Origin of the sequence: Massilia pinisoli, from assembly GCF_024753285.1 — a bacterium.
Taxonomy (GTDB): domain Bacteria; phylum Pseudomonadota; class Gammaproteobacteria; order Burkholderiales; family Burkholderiaceae_D; genus Telluria; species Telluria pinisoli.
Genome location: NZ_JANUGW010000017.1, coordinates 25,866 through 47,171 on the forward strand (window position 1 = coordinate 25,866; position 21,306 = coordinate 47,171).

General features: G+C 67.0%; 17 protein-coding genes. 5 read left to right on the forward strand and 12 right to left on the reverse strand.

Going from position 1 to position 21,306, the window contains the following annotated elements; translation table 11 throughout:
* Positions 1 to 159 precede the first annotated feature (159 nt).
* The 4 genes from NX784_RS20385 (at position 160) to NX784_RS20400 (ending at position 3,909) form a co-directional block, all read left to right on the forward strand.
* Positions 160 to 1,674, forward strand: coding sequence for a PAS domain-containing sensor histidine kinase (locus NX784_RS20385; RefSeq protein WP_258818525.1), 1,515 nt, complete (start codon positions 160 to 162; stop codon positions 1,672 to 1,674).
* The gene (locus tag NX784_RS20390) at positions 1,664 to 2,308 is read left to right on the forward strand and encodes a response regulator (protein WP_258818526.1); all 645 of its coding nucleotides are present in this window, start codon (positions 1,664 to 1,666) and stop codon (positions 2,306 to 2,308) included. Before NX784_RS20385 ends, NX784_RS20390 begins: the two co-directional genes overlap by 11 nt.
* A 122-nt stretch (positions 2,309 to 2,430) precedes the next feature.
* Positions 2,431 to 3,204 carry a helix-turn-helix domain-containing protein gene (locus NX784_RS20395; RefSeq protein ID WP_258818527.1) on the forward strand — a complete coding sequence of 258 codons (774 nt, stop codon included), beginning with the start codon at positions 2,431 to 2,433 and terminating at the stop codon, positions 3,202 to 3,204.
* 12 nt (positions 3,205 to 3,216) lie between these two features.
* A complete protein-coding gene (locus NX784_RS20400; RefSeq protein WP_258818528.1) occupies positions 3,217 to 3,909 on the forward strand; it encodes a cytochrome b/b6 domain-containing protein in 693 nt (230 codons plus the stop codon).
* Between the two features lie 5 nt (positions 3,910 to 3,914).
* Here the strand turns inward: NX784_RS20400 and NX784_RS20405 are convergent, their stop codons facing one another.
* From NX784_RS20405 to NX784_RS20435, 7 genes are all read right to left on the reverse strand, one after another.
* Complete coding sequence (locus tag NX784_RS20405) at positions 3,915 to 4,661, reverse strand: peptidylprolyl isomerase (RefSeq protein WP_258818529.1); 747 nt, start codon at positions 4,659 to 4,661, stop codon at positions 3,915 to 3,917.
* A 9-nt stretch (positions 4,662 to 4,670) separates the two neighbouring features.
* On the reverse strand, positions 4,671 to 5,354 hold the full coding sequence (narI, locus tag NX784_RS20410) for a respiratory nitrate reductase subunit gamma (protein WP_258818530.1): 684 nt from the start codon (positions 5,352 to 5,354) through the stop codon (positions 4,671 to 4,673).
* Positions 5,351 to 6,022 carry a nitrate reductase molybdenum cofactor assembly chaperone gene (gene narJ, locus NX784_RS20415; protein WP_258818531.1) on the reverse strand — a complete coding sequence of 224 codons (672 nt, stop codon included), beginning with the start codon at positions 6,020 to 6,022 and terminating at the stop codon, positions 5,351 to 5,353. The genes narI and narJ overlap by 4 nt, the downstream gene beginning before the upstream one ends.
* Before the next feature lies 1 nt (position 6,023).
* A complete protein-coding gene (gene narH, locus NX784_RS20420) occupies positions 6,024 to 7,580 on the reverse strand; it encodes a nitrate reductase subunit beta (RefSeq protein WP_258818532.1) in 1,557 nt (518 codons plus the stop codon).
* Between the two features lie 20 nt (positions 7,581 to 7,600).
* Positions 7,601 to 11,407 (reverse strand): nitrate reductase subunit alpha, encoded by a 3,807-nt coding sequence (locus NX784_RS20425; protein ID WP_307736064.1) that lies wholly within the window; start codon positions 11,405 to 11,407, stop codon positions 7,601 to 7,603.
* A gap of 147 nt (positions 11,408 to 11,554) precedes the next feature.
* A complete protein-coding gene (locus NX784_RS20430; protein WP_258818533.1) occupies positions 11,555 to 12,919 on the reverse strand; it encodes a NarK family nitrate/nitrite MFS transporter in 1,365 nt (454 codons plus the stop codon).
* Positions 12,920 to 12,948: 29 nt separating this feature from the next.
* Positions 12,949 to 14,208 carry an MFS transporter gene (locus NX784_RS20435; RefSeq protein ID WP_258818534.1) on the reverse strand — a complete coding sequence of 420 codons (1,260 nt, stop codon included), beginning with the start codon at positions 14,206 to 14,208 and terminating at the stop codon, positions 12,949 to 12,951.
* A 194-nt stretch (positions 14,209 to 14,402) separates the two neighbouring features.
* Here NX784_RS20435 and NX784_RS20440 point away from each other — a divergent pair, with 194 nt between their 5' ends.
* On the forward strand, positions 14,403 to 16,727 hold the full coding sequence (locus tag NX784_RS20440; RefSeq protein ID WP_258818535.1) for a response regulator: 2,325 nt from the start codon (positions 14,403 to 14,405) through the stop codon (positions 16,725 to 16,727).
* Between the two features lie 158 nt (positions 16,728 to 16,885).
* Here the strand turns inward: NX784_RS20440 and NX784_RS20445 are convergent, their stop codons facing one another.
* The 5 genes from NX784_RS20445 to NX784_RS20465 all read right to left on the reverse strand — a co-directional run bounded on the left by NX784_RS20445 (position 16,886) and on the right by NX784_RS20465 (position 21,237).
* Positions 16,886 to 17,572, reverse strand: a complete 687-nt coding sequence (locus NX784_RS20445; protein WP_258818536.1) for a response regulator — start codon at positions 17,570 to 17,572, stop codon at positions 16,886 to 16,888.
* Positions 17,573 to 17,590: 18 nt separating this feature from the next.
* On the reverse strand, positions 17,591 to 19,552 hold the full coding sequence (locus NX784_RS20450) for a type IV pili methyl-accepting chemotaxis transducer N-terminal domain-containing protein (RefSeq protein WP_258818537.1): 1,962 nt from the start codon (positions 19,550 to 19,552) through the stop codon (positions 17,591 to 17,593).
* 150 nt (positions 19,553 to 19,702) lie between these two features.
* A complete protein-coding gene (moaA, locus tag NX784_RS20455) occupies positions 19,703 to 20,677 on the reverse strand; it encodes a GTP 3',8-cyclase MoaA (RefSeq protein WP_258818538.1) in 975 nt (324 codons plus the stop codon).
* Positions 20,678 to 20,771: 94 nt separating this feature from the next.
* Positions 20,772 to 20,990, reverse strand: a complete 219-nt coding sequence (locus NX784_RS20460; protein ID WP_258818539.1) for a hypothetical protein — start codon at positions 20,988 to 20,990, stop codon at positions 20,772 to 20,774.
* Positions 20,983 to 21,237: a heavy-metal-associated domain-containing protein gene (locus NX784_RS20465; protein WP_258818540.1), complete on the reverse strand. Its 255-nt coding sequence runs from the start codon at positions 21,235 to 21,237 to the stop codon at positions 20,983 to 20,985. Before NX784_RS20465 ends, NX784_RS20460 begins: the two co-directional genes overlap by 8 nt.
* Between the last annotated feature and the right edge of the window lie 69 nt (positions 21,238 to 21,306).

Consider the following 21,306-nt stretch of genomic DNA (forward strand, 5'->3'; position numbering starts at 1 on the left):
CCAATGTATGCCTGTCCGGCGCCGGCGTCCGCAGTGCAGTTGATGCAGATCAAAAATACCTGAGTTATTGGCGTTTCTCGCGAATAGCGGCCCGTTGGCTTTGATATCGCGCAGATTGGCCGCTATGATGACCAAGTTCAAGTATTGACACCGGTGCCCATGGATGCCGAACCGATTCATATGCGGCTCGACTGGCTGCTGGCGGCCGCGCGCGATCCGATGCTCGTGTGCGATGCCGCCGGCGTCATCGTGCGTGCGAACGCCCCGCTGGCCGCGTTGTTCGGCTGGCCGCTGGACGAGCTCGTCGGGGAGCCGGTCGAGATCCTCGTGCCGCCGGCCGCGCGTGCGCGCCATGCCGTGCGGCGCGCCATGAGCGGCGCCGCGCGCGCGATGGGCGAGGGCCGTTTCACGGCGATCGACCGGGACGGCAACGACGTGCCCGTCGAGGTCAGCCTGGCGCAGCTGGAGGCGGACGGCGTGCGGCTGACCTTGGCGACGGTGCACGACCTGCGCGCGCGGCTCGGCGCCGAACAGGCGCTGCGCGACAGCGAAGCGCGCATGCGCGCCGTGTTCGAGACGGCGGCGGACGGCATCCTCACGATCGACGAACGGGGCCTCATCGAGCGCGTGAACCCGGCCGCCGAGCGCATGTTCGGCTGGACTGAAGCGGAACTGGTCGGACGCAACGTCGCCACCTTGATGCCGTCGCCGGACCGCGAGCGCCACGACGGCTACCTGCGCAACTATCTGCGCACGGGCGAGCGGCGCATCATCGGCAAGGGACGCGAAGTGTTCGGCCTGCGCCGCGACGGCACCGTCTTCCCGCTCGAACTGGCCGTCACCGAGATGCACATCGGGCAGTCGCGCATGTTCACGGGACTCGTGCGCGACATCACGGCGCGCAAGGAAGCGGAGCGCCAGGCCGCGCTGCTGTTGCAGGAACTGCGCGCCGCCAACGAGGAACTGGGCAATTTTGCCTACGTCGTGTCGCACGACCTGAAGGCGCCGCTGCGCGAGCTGGCCGCGCACCAGGAACGGATCCGCGAGGGCGAGCGCCAGCGGATCGCGCGCGAGATCCACGACGAATTGGGCGGCCTCCTCACGGGCATCAAGGCGTATATCTCCGTCGTCGCGGAGCGCTGCGCGCAGGCGGGCCAGGCGCCCGATCCGTTGCTCGGGGAGACCGCCGTGCTCGCGCAGGAAGCCATCGACACGGTGCGGCGCGTGATCGTCGACCTGCGTCCCAGCGTGCTGGATCAGCTGGGCATCTGGGCGAGCCTCGAATGGTATGCGGGCCAGGTCGCGCAGCGCTCCGGCCTCGCGTGCACGTGCGAGATCGCGCCCGCGGCGGCGGCCCTCGTCATCGACGCGGACCGCAGCATCATGCTGTTCCGGATCGTGCAGGAGGCGATGACGAACGTCCAGCGCCATGCGCGCGCCAAGACGGTCGCGCTGCGCGCCGGGATCGACGCGGGGCGCCTGCGCATCACGATCGAGGACGACGGTTGCGGCTACGGCGCGGACGGCGGCAATGCGGACGGCCCGTCCTGGGGCATCCTCGGCATGCAGGAACGGTCACGCAGCCTCGGCGGCGACCTGACCTTGGCCCCACGCCCCGGCGGCGGCACCGTCGTCACGCTCAGCGTCCCGGTGGGAGAGCACGATGTCGTCTGACCGCATCCGCGTGCTCCTCGTCGACGACCACGCGATCGCGCGCAACGGCGTGCGCCTGATGCTGGGCACGGCCGCCGACATCGACGTGGCGGGCGAGGCCGCCGACGCCCAGCAGGCACTCGTGCTGCTGCGCCAGGAAGCGTTCGACGTCGCGCTGCTCGACATCACGATGCCGGGCATGAACGGCCTGGACCTGCTGCGCCACCTCCACAACGATTATCCCGGCATGGCCGTGCTGATCCTGAGTACTTATGCGGAAGAGATCTATGCCGTGCGCGCGCTGAAGCAGGGCGCCGCGGGCTACCTCACCAAGGACGCGCCGACCGCGGTGCTGGTCGACGCCGTGCGCCGCGCGGCCGGCGGCCGCAAGTACGTGAGCCCGTCGCTGGTCGAAAAGCTGGCGTCGCTCGTGAGCGGCGACGCGGCGGCGGCGGGGCACGAGGCCTTGTCCAACCGCGAACTCGAAGTGTTCAAGCTGATCGCGCTGGGCGAGCCCCTGGTGCAGATCGGCGAGAAGCTGCATCTGAGTCCGAACACGGTGACGACGTACCGCGCCCGCATCCTCGACAAGATGGGCATGTCGAGCAATGCGGAGCTGACGCGCTACGCGCTCGAGCACCGTATCATCCAGTAGGGGAACCCCTACATGCGCCGTCAAGGCGCACCGACCCCCGCTTGACGGAATACGCGCTGGCCGGGTGCCCGATCCCGTCCGATACTCCTTGCGTGCTTGATAACGACATGCGAGGAAAAAAGATGGACGCACAGGTATTCCGGATCGCTCCGGCGGGCAAATCGGGCGGCGGCCAGGCCGACGAGGGCGGCAAATGCGGCCGCTGTGCCTACCGGACCTTGTGCCTGCCGTTGGGGTTGAGTGAACGCGATCTTGCGCGGGTCGAAAGTGCGATCGGGTGCCGGCGGCGCCTGGTGCGCGGCGACGTGCTGTTCCGCGCGGGCCAGCCGTTCGGCAACCTGTTCGCCGTGCGCTTCGGCCATTTCATGACGAGTCGCAGCGACTACCGGGGCGAGCGTTATGTCACCGGGTTCCAGATGGCCGGCGACATGCTCGGTATCGATGCGATCGGCAACGGCGAGCACGCGAGCACGGCGACTGCGCTGGAAGACAGCGAAGTGTGCGAGATCCCCTACGCGCGCCTGCAGGCCCTGATGGTCGAGCTGCCGCAAGTGATGGAGCATTTCCACCGCACGATGAGCCAGGAGATTCTGCGCGACCAGTCGGCGATCCGCGTGCTTGGTATCCTGCGCGCCGACGAACGCCTCGCGAGCCTGTTGTTGAATTTGTCGGGGCGCTACGCGATGCGGGGCTTTTCGCCGCGCCGCTTCCAGCTGCGCATGTCGCGCGACGACATGGCGCGCTACCTGGGCCTCACGCTCGAGACGGTGAGCCGCCTGCTGGCCCGCTTTCGCGAACAGCGGCTGATCCGGCTCGATCGCCGCGAACTGGAAATCCTCGACATGGCCCGGCTCGAGACTTTGGCCACTGGCGTGCAAGGCGCCGCGGGCAGGTAAGGCGTCCACGCCATGACGACTTCATCGAACCAGCGCGTCCTCGTGTGGGATGCGCCGACCCGGGTGTTCCACTGGCTGATGGTGCTGAGTTTCGCGGGCGCCTATCTCACCGCCGAGGAAGATCATTGGCGGCTCGTCCACGTCACGCTCGGCTACACGATGGCGGGGCTCGTCGCGTTCCGCATCGTGTGGGGTTTCATCGGCACGCGGCACGCCCGCTTCACGGACTTCGTGCGCGGTCCCGGCGCCGCGCTGCGTTATCTGCGCAGCGTCGTGCGCGGCCAGCCGGAGCACCACACGGGCCACAACCCGGCCGGCGCGCTGGCCGTCGTTGCGCTGCTGGTGCTGACCGTGCTGACGGTCATCACGGGTTGGGCGACGTATCGCGAGTTGGGCGGCGACGCGCTGGAAGAACTGCATGAAGGGATTGCCAACGTGATGCTGGCGTTGGTGGGACTGCACGTCGTCGCCGTCGTCGTCTCCAGCCGGCTGCATCGCGAGAATCTCGTCGGTGCCATGATCAACGGCTACAAGGACGGGCAACCCGCGGACGCCGTGCCCGGGTCGCGCCGGGACGTCGCGGCGGCCTTGCTGCTCGCCGTCGCGGCGTTCTGGTGCTTCCAGTTGTGGACGGCGCCCGGCGCCGATCTGCCCGGCGCGCACACCGTGTCGATGTCGCACACGGATTCTGCGCGCCGGCCCTGACGGGCTTACTGCACGAGGGGTGACGCGGCCCCGTCGAGCACGACGCCCTCGATGCGGGCGCGGCCAACGAGGATCTGCAGGTATTGATGGACGCCCCGCTGCAGCGCGGCCGTGGCGAGCCATGCCGCGATCTGCGATTTCACCACCTCGAACGGCAGCAGCGACCCGTCGAGGCGGCGCAGCACCTGCACGATGTGCAGGCCGAAGCGCGTCTCGATGGGGCGCGGCGCGAACTCGTTCGCGCCGAGGCGGAACAGCACGTCGTCGAATTCCGGCACGCAGTCGCCCCGGTTCAGCTGCCCGAGGCTCCCGCCCACGGCGCTTGACGGGCAGTTCGAATACTGCGCGGCCAGGTCGCCGAAGCGTTCCGGCGCCGCCCGCAGCGCCGCGAGGATGCCTTCGGCTGTCTCGCGCACGAGGTCCAGCGGCACGGTCGGCGTCACCTGGAACAGGATGTGGCGCGCCTCGACCATCGCGCCGCGCGTGAACTTGTCCGGATGGTTGCGGTAGTACGTGAGGCAGGCCGCCTCGTCGGCCTGCGGCACGCTGACTTCCTGCGTCAGCAGCGCCTCGATGCGCGCGTCATCGTCGCTACCCGCGATGCCGAGGCGGTCCGCCTCCTGCAGCAGCACCGTGCGGAGCACGACTTCGTGCACGGCCTGCTTCAGCGGGTTGGCGGCACCCTGGTGGTGCTGCAGTTCCTGTTCGATCTGGCGGTCGTCGATGTCGACGCCGTTGACGGCGAGTCCCATGGTGGCTCCTTAGCGCGGGCGGACCAGCTGGAAAGCGCGGCCCAGGTAGGTGACGGCCCCGAAACCGCTCCAGATGTGGACGAGGCGGGTGAACGGGAAGATGACGAACAGCGACATCCCCATGAACAGATGCAGCTTGAACACGAGCGGCGCGTCGAGGATGAAGCTGGCGGCGTCGCCGCGGAACGTCACGATGTGCTGGGCCCACGTCATCAGCAGGACCATCACATGGCCGTCCAGGTGGCCCGCCGACACGAAGATGGACGAGAGGCCGAGCAGCAGGGTGCCCAGGATCCACAGCAGCACGATCTTGTCCTTGAACGTCGTCGCCGTGCGCAGGCGGGTGTTGCCGAGGCGGCGCGCGAGCAGCAGCAGGATGCCGACGAGGCACAAGGCGCCCATCACGCCGCCGGCGGCCATCGCGAACATCTGCTTGGCGCCGTGCGTGACACCGAGCGTGTCCCACACCCACACGGGCGTCAGCAGGCCGACGGCGTGGCCGCCGAGCAGGCCGATGATCCCGACGTGGAACAGGATGCTGCCCAGGCGCAGCTGGCCCGTGTGCAGCACTTGCGTCGACTCCGAACGCCACGTGTATTGCTCGCGGTCGAAGCGGATCAGGCTCCCGAGCAGGAAGATCGCGAGCGCGATGTACGGGTAAATCCCGAACAGGAATTGATTTATATAGTTCACGATGCCTCCTCCAAGTGTGCCGCAGCGACGGCAGGACGCGTGCCGCGCGGGTAAAAATTGACCGGTTGCGGTCCACCTGCCTGCGACTTCAGCAGCGGTTCGACGCCATCCGCACCGGGGCCGAACGTTTCCAGCGCCTCGTCCATGTCCTTGATCGGCGGCTCGGACAGTTCCTCGGCCGCCACCGGCGACAACGCTTCCAGCACGGCGAACACGCAGGCATACGGGCTGCCGTTCGCCGCCAGCTTGTGGCCGATGTGGGCGAGCACGTGGACGGCGTCGCCCAGCAGGCGGCCCGCTTCCGTTTCATCGTCCAGCTGCGACAGGAATTCGAGGAACAGCGGCACGAAGTCCGGCAGCTCGTCGCCCTGCATCTGCAAGCCGTGCTTCTTGTACTCTTCCATCAGGTCGACCATGGCCTGGCCGCGGTCGCGCGATTCGCCGTGGATGTGCTCGAACAGGTGCAGCGAGTGCGACGGCGTGCGGTCGAACGTCTGCACGTATTCCTGCTGCAAGGTGATCAGGTCGTTCTCGGCCAGGTGGATCAGCAATGGCGCCACGCGGACGCGCATCTGCGGAATCAGGCCCGCTTCCAGTTCCGGCAGGGCGGCGATGAGGTCGCCCTCCGGATACAGCAGCAGCGTGGACAGGATGCGGTAATGGATCATCTCAAGCTCCTTCCGTTTCTTGCTTCTTGCGCGATTTCGGCATCGAGACGAAGATCGTCGAACCCTGCTTCTTCTTGCCGAACAGCGAAGCGTCGCTCGTGCCGTCCGAGCAGCCGTTCCCGAACGAGAAGCCGCACGAACCCTTCTCGTTGAAGCTGTCCTCGGCCATCTCCTTATGGCTGCTGGGGATCACGAAGCGGTCTTCGTAATTCGCGATGGCCATGATGTGGTACATGTCTTCCACGACGGCCTTCGTGAGGCCCACCTGCTTCAGCACGTCCAGGTTCTCGGTCTTGTCGACCGACTTGGCCCGCATGTACGCGCGCATCGCGAGCATGCGGTCCAGCGCGTGCAAGACGGGCGCTTCCTTGCCGGCCGTGAGCAGGTTCGCCAGGTAGCGCACGGGGATGCGCAGGCTCTGCGTGTCCGGCAGGATGCCGTTCATCCCCATCTTGCCGGATTCCGCCGCGGCCTGGATCGGCGACAGCGGCGGGATGTACCACACCATCGGCAAGGTCCGGTATTCCGGGTGCAGCGGGAACGCGATCTTCCATTCGACGGCCATCTTGTAGACGGGCGAGCGCTTCGCGGATTCCAGCCAGGCGTCCGGGATGCCCTGGCGGCGGGCTTCCGCGATCACCGCCGGGTCGTGCGGATCGAGGAACAGGCCGAGCTGCGCCTCGTACAGATCCTGTTCGTCGGCGACGGATGCGGCGGCTTCGATCTTGTCGGCGTCGTACAGCAGCACGCCCAGGTAGCGGATGCGGCCCACGCAGGTTTCCGAGCACACGGTCGGCTGGCCCGCCTCGATGCGCGGATAGCAGAACGTGCACTTCTCGGCTTTGCCGGACGACCAGTTGTAGTAGATCTTCTTGTACGGGCAGCCGGAGATGCACATGCGCCAGCCACGGCACTTGTCCTGGTCGATCAGCACGATGCCGTCGTCCTCGCGCTTGTACACGGAACCGGACGGGCACGATGCGACGCACGTCGGGTTCAGGCAGTGCTCGCACAGGCGCGGCAGGTACATCATGAAGGTGTTCTCGAACGTCGAGTACATCTCCTTCTGCACGTTGTCGAACAGTTTGTCCTTGCTGCGCTTGGCGAATTCGCCACCCAGGTCGTCTTCCCAGTTCGGGCCCCATTCGATCTTGTCCATCTTCTTGCCGGTCAGGACGGAGATCGGGCGGGCCGTCGGCGGCGTCTCGGACAGCGGCGCGTTCTGCAGGCGCTCGTAGTCGTACGTGAACGGCTCGTAGTACTCGTCGATCTGCGGCAGGTTCGGGTTGGCGAAGATGTTCGCCAGGATCTTCAAACGGCTGCCCTGGCGCGGTTCGATCTTGCCGTCCGCCTTGCGTTTCCAGCCGCCGTTCCACTTGTCCTGGTTTTCCCATTCCTTCGGATAGCCGATGCCGGGCTTCGTCTCGACGTTGTTGAACCACGCGTATTCCACGCCATCGCGGCTCGTCCACACGTTCTTGCACGTCACCGAGCAGGTATGGCAGCCGATGCATTTGTCCAGGTTCAGCACCATGCCGATCTGTGCTCTGATTTTCATTTTGTGACCTCGTTATTCTCTCAAGCACCCTTCGGGGTGACGCGTGCCAGCGCGGGTTCGCGTTCTTCCGTTTCGCGTTTCGGCGCACCTGCGGGCTTCGCCGGGGCAGGGCGCGCCGGCAGCTGGTCGCCGTTCGGACGCGATTCGTCGCGGGCGCCTTCCATCCAGTTCACGTCGCGCATCTTGCGCACGACGACGAATTCGTCGCGGTTCGAGCCCACCGTGCCGTAGTAGTTGAAGCCGTACGACAGCTGGGCGTAGCCGCCGATCATGTGGGTCGGCTTGGTCACCGTGCGCGTCACCGAGTTGTGGATGCCGCCGCGCTTCTTCGACATTTCCGCACCCGGCACGTTGACGATCTTTTCCTGGGCGTGGTACATGAGCGTCATGCCTTCCGGGACGCGCTGGCTCACGACGGCGCGGGCCGTCAGGGTGCCGTTCACGTTGAACACCTCGATCCAGTCGTTGTCCTCGATACCCGCGGCCTTCGCGTCGGTCTCGGACAGCCACACGTGCGGGCCGCCGCGCGACAAGGTCAGCATGCGCAGGTTGTCGGAGTACGTGGAGTGGATGCCCCATTTCTGGTGCGGGGTGATCCAGTTCAGCGCCAGTTCCTTGTTCCCGTTCGGCCGGCGATTCATGATCGCTTCCGTCGTCTTGGTGTTGATCGCGGCTTTGTACACGCACAGTCCCTCGCCGAAGTCGCGCATCCAGACGTGGTCCTGGTAAAACTGTTGGCGGCCCGTCAGCGTGCGCCAGGGGATCATTTCATGCACGTTGGTGTAGCCCGCGTTGTAGCTGACTTCCTCGCTTTCCAGGCCCGACCACGTGGGCGACGAGATGATTTTTCTCGGCTGCGCCTGCACGTCGCGGAAGCGGATGCTGTCGTGCTCGCGCGGGATCGCGAGGTGCGTGTGGTCGCGGCCCGTGATCTTCGACAGGGCTTCCCATGCCTTCACCGCCACGTGGCCGTTCGTTTCCGGCGCCAGGGTGAGGATCATTTCGGCCGCATCGATCGCCGTGTCCAGCCGGGGCTGGCCCTGCGACACGCCTTCTTCCAGCACGGTGCGGTTCAGGCCGCGCAGCACGTCCACTTCATGCGCCGTCTTCCAGTCGATGCCCTTGCCGCCGTTGCCCACTTTTTCCAGCAGCGGGCCGATGGACGTGAACTTCTTGTGGATGTCGCGGTAGTTGCGTTCCACAACCATCATCGAGGGCATCGTCTTGCCCGGGATCGGCTCGCATTCGCCGAGGCGCCAGTCCTTCGGATCGAACGGCTGACCGAGTTCGCCCGGGGTGTCGTGCAGCAGCGGCGTGAGGATCAGGTCCTTGCGGGTGCCCAGGTGGGCGCCGCCGATCTCGGACAGCTTGGCCGCGATGCCCTTGTAGATTTCCCAGTCCGACTTGGCTTCCCACAGCGGCTGCACGGCTTCCGACAGCGGGTGGATGAACGGGTGCATGTCGGACGTGTTCAGGTCGTCCTTCTCGTACCAGGTCGCCGTCGGGAGCACGATGTCGCCGTACAGGCAGGTCGTCGACATGCGGAAGTCCAGCACGACGAGCAGGTCCAGCTTGCCCTCGGCGGCAGGGCGCACCTTGACGTCGCGGGGCTTGACGCAGGCGTCTTCGTCGCTCATCAGCGCGTTCTGGGTGCCCAGCAGGTATTTCAGGAAGTATTCGTGGCCCTTGCCGGAACTGCCCAGGATGTTGGAACGCCACACGAACATATTGCGCGGGAAGTTCGCGGGATTGTCCGGATCGTCGCACGAGAAATTCAGCTTGCCGGCCTTGATCTGCTCGACCGCGTACTGCGCCGGATCCTGGTCGGCCGCTTCGGCCGCACGCACGACGTCCAGCGGGTTCGTTTCCAGTTGCGGCGCGGACGGCAGCCAGCCCATGCGCTCGGCCTTGGCGTTGAAGTCGATCAGTGCCATCTCTTCCAGCTTGCCGTCGGCGGTCGGGCACAGGATCTCGGACGTGTGCAGTTTTTCGTGGCGCCACTGGCTCGTGTGGGCATAGAAGAACGACGTGCCGTTCATCTGGCGCATCGGGCGGTTCCAGTCCAGCGCGAACGCGAGCGGGGTCCAGCCGGTCTGCGGGCGCAGCTTTTCCTGGCCCACGTAATGCGCCCACCCGCCGCCGCTCTGGCCCACGCAACCGCACATCATGAGGATGTTGATGATGCCGCGGTACGTCATGTCCATGTGGTACCAGTGGTTCAGTGCCGCGCCGACGATCACCATCGACTTGCCGCGCGTGCGGTCCGCGTTGTCGGCGAATTCGCGCGCGACGGTGACGACGTCGGCCGCCTTCACACCCGTGTGCTTCACTTGCCAGGCGGGCGTGTACGGGACGTCGTCGTCATAGCTCTTCGCCGCGTTCGGGCAGATGCCGCGGTCGACGCCGTAGTTCGCCATCGACAGGTCGTACACGGTGGTGACGAGCGCGGTGGTGCCGTCGGCCAGCGTGATGGATTTCACCGGGACGTTGCGCAGCAGGAGATCGTCCGCATCCTTGCCGCCGAAGTAGGGGAAGCCGACGGGGACGATGCGGTCGTGGTGATCCAGCAGCGACAGTTGCGGATCGATCGGATTGCGGGTGGCACCTTCCTTCTGTTCCAGGTTCCATTTGCCGGACTCGCCCCAGCGGAAGCCGATCGAACCGCTCGGTGCGACGATCTTGCCGGTCGCTTCGTCGATGACGAGCGTCTTCCATTCCGGGTTGTTCGTCTCGTCGAGGTTGTTCGCGAGGTGCGAGGCGCGCAGGAAGTAGTCGGGGACCAGCGTGCCGTCGCGTTCCTTCAGCATGACCAGCATCGGGAAGTCGGTGTACTGCTTGGCGTAGTCGCGGAAGTACGCCGATTTGCCGGTGGCGTGGAATTCCTTCAGGATCACGTGGCCCATGGCCATGGCCAACGCCGCGTCCGTGCCCTGCTTCGGGGCGAGCCAGATGTCACCGAACTTGGCCATTTCGCCGAAGTCGGACGACACGGCCACGGTCTTCGTGCCCTTGTAGCGGACTTCCGTGTAGAAGTGGGCGTCCGGGGTGCGGGTCATCGGCACGTTCGAGCCCCAGACCATCAGGTAGGTCGAGTTGTACCAGTCGGCCGATTCCGGCACGTCCGTCTGCTCCCCCCAAACCTGCGGGCTCGAAGGCGGCAGGTCACAGTACCAGTCGTAGAAGCTCATGGCGACGCCGCCGATGAGGCTCAGGTAGCGCGTGCCGGCCGCATAGCTGACCATCGACATGGCGGGGATCGGCGAGAAACCGATGATGCGGTCCGGGCCGTATTTGCCGATCGTGTAGGCGTTGGCGGCCGCGATGATCTCGTTGACCTCGTCCCACTTGGCGCGCACGAAGCCGCCCTGGCCGCGCACGGACTTGTAGCTGGCCGCTTTCTGCGGATCGTTCGTGATGTAGTCCCACGCGGCGACGGGGTCGCGCGTGGCGCGCGCTTCGCGCCACAGCTGCATCAGGCGGCCGCGTACCATCGGATGCTTGACGCGCTGCGCCGAGTAGACGTACCACGAGTAGCTGGCACCGCGCGGGCAGCCGCGGGGTTCATGGTTCGGCAGGTCGGGACGGGTGCGCGGGTAGTCGGTCTGCTGGGTTTCCCAGGTGATCAGGCCGTTCTTGACGTAGACCTTCCAGCTGCACGACCCCGTGCAGTTCACGCCGTGCGTCGAGCGCACGATCTTGTCGTGCTGCCAGCGCTGGCGGTAGGCCTTTTCCCAGGTGCGGTCTTCGTTGACGACGGCACCGTGGCCGTTCGAAAACGTCTCGCCCGTTTTGCCGAAAAATTTCAGGCGGTCCAAAAAGTGACTCATGGTTTCTCCAACGGCGCGCCGCAGCGCGCTCTTGATGTTCGGTGTGCAGCTGTGTTCAGTCTAGGGGCCGGCCCGGGTATTGAACATTCGCTGGAAGGCGGTGCCGGCCCCGATTACGGAGTAGCCGGGCTACTCCTTTGTGACTAGTCAGCAGGTGATCTCAGCGCCCTTGCGGGCATAGAACCACCACGTGACGGCGATGCAGGTGACGTAGAAGCCGATGAAGCACCACAGGGCGGCGTCGGCGCTCCCGGTCAGGGCGATCGAGGTACCGTAGCTCTTCGGGATGAAGAAGGCGCCATAGGCCGCGATCGCCGACGTGAAGCCCAGCACGGCGGCCGCTTCCTTGTTCGCGCTGGCGACCGCCTGCGCTTGCGCGCCTTCCGACTGGCCTTTCGCGGCGCGCTGGTGCAAGGTCAGGAAGATCACGGGGATCATGCGGAACGTCGACGCGTTGCCCACGCCGGTGCAGGCGAACAGGATCAGGAACATGCCGAAGAAGCCGGCAAAGCTGCCTGCATGGAGGAAGTGCAGCACGCCCAGCACGGCCGCGATCATCGCGACGAACGTCCACACGGTGACGCGGGCGCCGCCCAGCTTGTCGGATACATAACCGCCGCCCACGCGCGCGAGGGCGCTGACGAGGGGACCGACGAACGCGTACTGCAGCGGGTTCACTTGCGGGAACAGGGTGCTGGTCAGCAGGGGGAATGCGGCCGAGTAGCCGATGAACGAGCCGAACGTGCCCACGTACAGCCAGCACATGAGCCAGTTGTGCTTGCGCTTGAAGATCACGGCCTGCTCGGCGAACGACGCCTTCGCCGATGCCAGGTCGTTCATGCCGAACCAGGCGGCCAGGGTGCTCACGACGATGAACGGGACCCACACGAAGCCCGCGTTCTGCAGCCACATCTGCTTGGTATGGCCGGCCTTGGCCCACGCTTGCGGCTCGCCGCCGAACAGGGCGAACGTGATCACGAGCGGGACGACGAACTGCACGGCGGAGACGCCGAGATTGCCCAGGCCCGCGTTCATGCCGAGCGCGTAGCCTTTCATCGCCTTTGGATAGAAGAAGCTGATGTTGGCCATCGACGAGGCGAAGTTGCCGCCGCCGAAGCCGCACAGCAGCGACAGCACGAGCATCGTGGGATAGCTCGTGTTCGGGTCCTGCACGGCGAGCCCGATGCCCACTGCGGGGATCAGCAGCGATGCGGTGGAGATGGCCGTCCATTTGCGGCCGCCGAAGATCGGCACCATGAACGAATAGAAGATGCGCAGGGTCGCGCCGGACAGGCCCGGCACGGCGGCGAGCCAGAACAGCTGGTTCGTGCTGTACTTGAAGCCGATCGACGGCAGGTTGACGACGACGACGCTCCACACCATCCAGATCGAGAACGCCAGCATCAGCGCGGGGATCGATATCCAGAGGTTGCGGCTGGCGGTGGGCTTGCCGCGACTGTGCCAGAAAGCGGGAACCTCGGGTTCCCAGGTCGAGATGAGATAACGGCTCACGATATTCTCCTGTGATTATTAAAGTTGGATCAGGCAGCCTTGCGCAATGGCGTGACCGGTGCGGCGACAGGCGATGTGGTTTGCGGCTTGAACGAGAAGTGCATCCAGACGAGCGAGACGCACACGGTCCCGTACAGCAGCATGAAGGAGCTGGAACGGATTCCGGTCAGGTCGACGATGGCACCGAACATGATCGGCAGGATGAAGCCCCCGAGGCCGCCGGCCAGCCCGACGACACCTGAGACGGCGCCGATGTTGTCGCTGTAGTCGTCGGCGATGAAGCGGAATACGGATGCCTTGCCGATCGCCATGGCGACGCCGACGACGAACAGCAGTAACGTGAAGACGACGGGGCCGAGGCCGATGTGCAGGTCCATGGGGCCCTTGACGGTCGCGATGGACATCGTCGTCTGGGGATACGACAGGATGAAGAAGCACACCCAGCACACCCACATCACGGACCACGTGACCTTGTGGGCGCCGAATTTGTCCGAGATCCAGCCGCCCAGCGCGCGCAGCACGCCGCCGGGCAGCGAGAAGCACGCGGCCAGCAGCGCGGCTTCCTTCAGGCCGAAACCGTATTCGCCCACGTAGTACTTGGTCATCCACAGCGCCAGCGCCACGTAGCCGCCGAACACGACGGAGTAGTACTGGCAGTAGCGCCACACGCGCGGATCCTTCAGCACGCGCATCTGCGCCGCGAAGCTTTCGCCCGATGCCGATTTGTGCGCCGGGTCGGAATAGGTGCCGAACCAGAACAGCAGGGCGGTGGCGACCATGGCGACGGCATACACTTTCGGCAGCCCCTGCCAGCCGAGGGCCGCGATGATGGCGGGCGCCGCGAATTTGGTCAGCGCGGAGCCGGAATTGCCGGCGCCGAAGATGCCCATCGCGAGGCCGCGGCGGTCCTTGCCGAACCAGCGCGCGACGTACGGCGTCCCGACGGAAAAGGAGCCTCCGGCGAGGCCGACGAACAGCCCGAGCACGAGGAAGTGCCAGTACCGCGTGGCATAGCTGATCAGCCAGATGGGCAGTGCGCAGGCCAGCATCAGCGTGAAGAACACGATGCGGCCGCCGTAGCGGTCGGTCCAGATGCCCAGCGGGACGCGCACGAGGGCGCCGCTCAGCACCGGGGTGGCGACGAGCAGGCCGAATTCCGTTTCGTTCAGGCCCAGCTTCGCCTTGATGGGGATGCCCAGCACGGCGAACATCATCCAGATCGCGAAGCAGATCGTGAATGCGAACGTGCTGCTGGCGAGGACCGCGATGGGGCGTCTATCGGTGCTCATATTGTTCTCCTTGAAATCGCACTATCGATGCCTGAAGCGTACGTGCCGCGGGCGCGCCCGACCATTGGCCGGAGGGGTATGGACGGATGGGCAAGCGGCGTAGCCCGGCTAGTCACAAAGGCGTAGGAACGCCCCACCGCACTGGCACAACCGTGTACGATGGCGGCTATCGATCAGCAGTTCGGACCCGACCCATGACGCACACCCTCAGCCCGGAACAACTCAGCAACATCGTCGACATCGCGGAAAACGCCGTCATCTGCACGGACGAGGCGCAGCGCATCATCCTGTTCAACAAGGGGGCGGAGCGTGTGTTCGGCTGGACGGCGGCGGAAGTGATCGGGCACGACCTCGCGATGCTGATGCCGGAACGCTTCCGCCCCGGCCACGCGGAACGCGTCGCCGGATTCCAGCATGGGGCGCGCACGGCGCGGCGGATGGGCGAACGGGGTACGATCCACGCGGTGCGCAAGGACGGCAGCGAATTTCCCGCCGAGGCGACGATCTCGAAATCCGCGGCCGGCGGCCGCGTGATCCTCACGGCGATCCTGCAGGACATCTCCGAGCGCAAGGCCTATGAACGCGAGCTGGAACTGGCGCGCGACCGCGCGGAGGCGGCCATGCAGGCCAAGAGCATGTTCCTTGCGAATATGAGCCACGAGATCCGCACGCCGCTGAACGCCGTCATCGGCATGACGAGCCTCCTGCTGCACACGGACATCGACGACGAACAGCGCGACTACACGGAGACGATCCGCTCCAGCAGCGAGGCGCTGCTATCGATCATCAACGACCTGCTCGACTATTCGAAGCTGGAAGTGGGGCGGCTCGACCTGGAGCGCCACGCGTTCGAGGTGCGCCGCTGCGTCGAGGAAGCCCTGGACCTGCTGGCGCCCAGCGCGAGCGAGAAGAAGCTCGACCTCGCGTACATGATCGAACCGGGCGTGCCCGCGACGATCCTCGCCGACGCGACGCGGCTGCGCCAGATCCTCGTGAACCTGCTGTCGAACGCCATCAAGTTCACGCCCCACGGCGAAGTGGTCGTCACGGTGTCGGGCACGCCGCGCGCGGAAGGCGGCCACCGGCTCGTGTTCGCCGTGCGCGACACGGGCATCGGCATCCCGCCGCACCGCCTCGGCGACATCTTCCAGTCGTTCACGCAGGTCGACCCGTCGACGACGCGTAAATACGGCGGCACGGGCCTGGGCCTGACGATCAGCCGGCGGCTCGCGGAGATGATGGGCGGCGGCCTGACGGTCGACAGCGAGCCGGGACGGGGCTCCACGTTCAGCGCGGCCATCGTCGCCGACGCGTTCGACGACCAGCTGGCCGAGCATGTGCTGCGCGACCGCGCGGCCACCGTGCGCGGACGGCGCATCCTGATCGTCGACGACAACGCCACCAACCGCCGCATCCTGATGAAGCAGGCGCTGTCGTGGGGCATGCAGCCGCTGGCCGCGGCGTCCGCCATCGAGGCGCTGGACCTCGTGCGCGACGGGCATCCGTTCGACGTCGCCGTGCTCGACATGCAGATGCCCGACATGGACGGCGCCCGCCTGGCTGCCGAGGTGCGCAAGCACCGCGACCGGGCCACGTTGCCGCTTGTGCTGCTGACGTCCGTCGGCCAGCGCCCGCACGGGGCGGACGGCGAGGCGGTGCGCGAATTCTCCGCTTGGCTGAGCAAGCCGATCAAGCCGGCGGCGCTGCTGGAAGCGCTGCAGCAGGTATTGGGCGAGCGCCAGGCCGCGGCCCGGCCCGCGCGTCCGGCACCCCGCGCCGCGCCGGCCGATGCGGACGCCGCGATCCTCGTCGCCGAGGACAATACGATCAACCAGAAGGTCATTCGCCAGTTGCTGCGCCATCTGGGGTACCGCGCGGACGTCGTCGGCAACGGTCTGGAAGCCGTCGCGGCGCTCGAACGCCAGGACTATCCGGTGATCCTGATGGACATGCAGATGCCGGACATGGACGGCCTGGAAGCGACGCGCCGCCTGCGCGCGCGCTTCCGCGGCGCGAACGCCCCGTACATCATCGCGATGACGGCCAACGCGATGCCGGGCGACCGCGAACGCTGCCTGGATGCCGGCATGAACGACTACGTGCCGAAGCCGATCGAGATGGACGTGCTGGAACGGGCCCTCGCGCAAGCGCACGCGCACGTGGCGGCGCGCCGGCGCGGCGATGCCGTGCTGGACGAGGGCCGCATCGGCCAGTTGCGGGCGATCGACGACGGCGCGGCACTGCTGGAGGACGTGGTCGACGCGTTCGTGGGCGAGGTGCCGCAGCTGCTGCACAAGCTCGCGCACGCCGTGCGCGAGCGGGACGGCCAGCTGCTGGCGGCCACCGCGCACTACCTGTTGTCGAGCATCGACTTCGTCGGGGCGAACCGGATGCGGGTGCCGTGCACGAATCTCGAGTTGATGGGGAAGGCGGAGAACTTCGAGGATGCGCAGCAGGAGTTGGCCGCGCTGACGGCTGCCTACGATGAAGCCAAGGATGCGTTAGACGCATTGCGGTAGGGTGGACGGCTCGGCCGTCCACGCGGTGATACGTGTCGCTGGATCCGTCGAACCCCTGAACGAAGGAACGCACGGGCTTCGCTTTCGTTCGCGATACCGCAACCGTCAACAATCGCCGCGTGGACGGCGCAGCCGTCCACCCTACGCGAGGCGGCCGTTCAGGTTTGCCGATCGGGGTTGCTGCCCAACCCCTGCTCGACCGCGAACACGGCCGCCTGCACGCGGCTGGACAACCCGAGCTTCTTGAGGATGTTCTGCACGTGGATCTTGACCGTGCTCTCCGCGAGGTCGAGCACGCGCGCGATCAGCTTGTTGCTTTCGCCGCGCGCGAGGCAGGCGAGAATCTCGCGCTCGCGCGGCGTCAGCTTGTCGAGGTCGGACGGCGGCGCCGGCGCCTTCGGCTCGCGCTGCTTCTGCAATTGCGCCACGAGCTTGGCGGCCATCGACTCGGCCAGCACGGATTCGCCGGCGGCCGCCCGCTCGATGGCGCGCTGCAGGTAGTCGGCGTCGATGTTCTTGATCAGGTAGCCGCGCGCGCCCGCATGCAGCGCGTTCGCCAGGTCGTCGCCTTCCTCGGACACGGTGAGCATGATGACGGCCGCTTCGGGCCAGCCCTGCAGGATCAGTTCGAGCGTTTCCACGCCCGTCATGCCCGGCATGTGCAGGTCGAGCAGGATCACGTCCGGCTTCAGTTGCATCGCCCGTTTCACGCCGTCGATGCCGTCCGACGCCTCGCCGACGACGGCGAAACGCGGATTGCGCTGCAGCAGCGAGCGTACGCCGCTGCGGAACAACGTGTGATCGTCGACCAGCAGCACGCTGATCGGCTCGCGGGTGTCTTCCATGCCATGCTCCAATCGATGTCAGGCAGCCCGCCGCTGCGCGCTCGGGACGTGCAGGCGGACGGTGGTGCCGGTGCCGCGCCCGGAATCGATGGCCAGGTCGGCGTTGATGTGCCGGGCACGTTCGCGCATGATGTGCAGCCCCACGTGGCTGTCGCCCGCGGCGGGCACGGCATCGGAATCGAACCCGACGCCATTATCGCTGATCGATAGGGAAAAGTCTTGGCCGTCGCGGACGCGGACGAGCACCTTGCCGGCCTGCGCATGCTTACGGATGTTCGACAGCGCTTCCTGCACGATGAACAGGATCTGCAACTGGTCTTCGCGCGCGAACGGCGGGCCGCCGCTGCCGTCCGCGGCAAAGGTCGCGTCGACACCCGTCTGGGCGCGGAACTTGCGCACGGCCTTGCGCAGCGCGCTGTTGAGATCATCCTCTTCGAGCCGGCTGCGGAAATTCTGCAGCAGTTCGCGCACGTCCTCGTAGCTTTCCTGCACGCCCGCGCGCAGCATCGGCACGATCTCGGCCGCCTCCTGCCTGTCGCCGTCGTGCAGCGATTTTTCCAGCATCTGCACCTGCAGGTTCAGGAAGTTCAGGCCTTGCGCGATGCTGTCGTGCAGCCCGCGCGCCACCATGTTCCGCTCTTCCGAGATGGCCATCTCGCGCTCGCGTGCCGCCAGCCGCATGTTCTCGATCCCGGTGCCCAGCAGCCGGCCCAGCGTTTCAAGCAGTGCCGTTTCCCGTTCGTTAAAACTTTTTTCGGTCCGGAAATGCAGGCTGAACACGCCGAGGTGCTGGTCTTGCGCGAAGATCTGGAATACGGACACGGTGGCGAAGCCCTCCTGCGCGCAGCGCGACGCCGCCGCGTCAGGCACCGCGCGCAGCAGGCGGACGACGGGGTGGCGGCCTTGCGCAGCCTCGCCGCACAGGCAGTCGCCGACGGGCATGCAGCGCTCCGCGCGGACCATCTCCTCGGACAGCCCCACGTGGACGACGAGGTGCACCTTGTCGTTCGTGGGCTCGATCAGGCGCACCGAGGCGCCGTCGGCGCCGAAGTAGCGCATGATGCGCTCGATGAAACCCTCGCACATCGGTTCGAGCGTCTGGCGTACCTGCAGGAAGGCGGCGCCGTCGTACAGCAGCGCCAGTTCGCGGTTCTGGTCTTCCAGCGCGGCCGTCTTGTCGCGCACCTTGTCTTCCAGGCTGCCGTAGACTTGCTCGAGCCGATCGGCCATGTGATTGAACCCGGTCGCCAGTTGGCCGAACTCGTCGCGGCTTGCCACGTCCAGCCGGACGCCGAAATCCGTGTCGGCCATGCTGCGCATCCCCGCGTGCAGCCGCTCGACGGGGTCGACGATGAGGCTGAACATCAGGTACACGAGCGCCACCGTGCCGCCCATCGCGAGCGCCATCAGCGCGAGCTGCGACGCGCGCAGCCAGAACGTGCGCACCTCGTTGTCGCGCTCGATCAGGCCGACGATCGTGTCGATCTGGCCCACGTAGTCGTCGACACTGGCGAGGAATCGGCGCAGCGGCGGCAGCCGGTCGTCGCCGCGGGCCTGCAGCACCTGCAGCGCAAGCGGGCGCAGCTCGCGCTGCCAGCGCAGGGTGGCCAGGTCGAAGCCCGTGCGGATGGCGGCCGTCGGCGGCAGGCCGAGAGGGCGCTGCGGGTCGCCGCGCGCGATCAGCGCCAGCGTGGCGTCGATCGACGCGATCTGGGCACGCGCGTCGCGGGCATACGTGCCGCCGGGCGCGCCCACGTCGCGGCCGAGCAGCATCGCGAGCCGATATTCCTGCTTGCGCACGCTGCCCGTCTCGTTGATGGCGGCGGCCGACCCCTCCAGCTGCCACGACAGCCACAACGTGGTGCCGATGGCGGTCAGCGCCAGCAGCAGGAAGCCGACGAGCGCGCCCGCGATCCGGGTCGACAGGCGCAGGTGGCCGGGGATCGGCGGGTAGTCGGGGCTGGCGCTGTCGTGGGTCATGAGCGGCTGCCGGCTGGCTTGGCGGGAGGCGGGACCGGGCGGTTGCGCGGCGGTGCGGGCGGACGCTGGGTCGCGCGCGCGATTGGCTCGTCCATGAGCCGCTGCTGGAACTGCGCGAAACCGCGGATGAATTGCTCGATGTCGTGCACGTCAGCCTCCCGTCTGCGACATGAAGCGGACGATCTTTTCCGGCTGCGCCATGAAATCGTGCTTGTGCGGCTTGAGTTCGATGGCCTGGCGGATCGCCGCTTCCAGCTCCGCGTCGCTGGCGCCGCCGCGCAGCAGCGGCCGGAATTCGAATTTCTCTTCCTGCCCCAGGCACAGGTACAAGGTGCCGTCGACGGACAGGCGCACGCGGTTGCAGGTGGCGCAGAAATGCTGCGACAGCGGCGTGATGAAGCCGATGCTGCTCTTGCCGTCGCGCGTGGCGAGATAGCGCGCGGGCCCGCCGCCCAGTTCCAGCGCCTGCGGGACGAGGTCGAACCGGTCGCGCAGGCGTGCCTGCACGGGCTGCAGGTCCAGGTAGGCCGAGTTGCGGCCCGTGGCACCCATGGGCATCACCTCGATCAGGCGCAGCACGAAGCCGTGCTCGATGCAGAACTCGGCCATGCGGTCGATCTCGCCGTCGTTCACGCCGCGCATCGCCACCATATTGATCTTGATGGGATCGAACCCCGCGTCCCTGGCGGCCATGATGCCGTCCATGACTTGTGTGTGGCTGTCGCGTCCCGTGATGGCCTGCATGCAGGCGCGGTCCAGCGTGTCGAGGCTGACGTTGATGCGGGAGACACCGGCCCCGCGCAGCGCGGCCGCATGGCGCCGTAGCTGCGTGGCATTGGTCGACAGCGACAGGTCCGTGACGCCGTCGATGGCGGCGATGCGGCCGGCGAGGTCGGTGACGTGGCGCCGCAGCAGCGGTTCGCCGCCCGTGAGGCGGATGCGGCGCGTGCCCAGGCGGGCGAACGCGCGCAGCAGGCGCTCGATCTCGTCGAACGTGAGCCAGTCGGCCGGCTCCTCGAAGCCCTTGAAGCCCGTCGGCATGCAATACGTGCAGCGCAGGTCGCAGCGATCGGTCACGGACAGGCGCAGGTATTCGATCGTTCGGCCGTAGCGGTCGCGCAACATGACGGTTCTCCGTGAAGTGGTTGGTTCCGATTGTAGGGGGCGGGAGGCGCCCTGACAGTCGGCATGACGGAGGACGCCGGGTAGTTCTTTCGGACTAGGCGCCGTGCCGGCGCATCAGCGCATCGATGCCGGCGACGGCGCCGGCCATCGCGAGCGCGGCGACGCCGGCACCGGCCCAGGTGGCGAGCCGGTCGCCCGCCGCCCATTCCTGCCAGGCCAGTACGGCGGGCATCAGGGCCATTGGCGCCGTCATGACCGCGGCGAGCCGCGCGTGGCGCCGCACGCAGCGGTCGGCGCCCATGACGTCAGCCACCGCAGCACCCGCCGCAGCAGCCGGAACGTTCCTCGCGCTCGGCGCGGGCCTCGGCGTAACCCGCACCCGCCATGGCGGCGGTGATGGCCTGTGTCGACGTGGCGCCCTCGTCGAACTCCACGTGCATCTGGCGGCCGCCGGGCGTGAGGTCGACGCCCCGCACGCCGGGCACGCTGCAAAGGGCGCTGGTGAGGCGTTCGACGTCGGCGAAGGCCAGGGGGGCGGAAAACTCGAATTCGTGTTGCATGATGCTCCTTTGCGATCTGTCGTTGGTTGGTACACCTCCAGATTAGGCCGCGCGGGGCGGCCTGTCCTT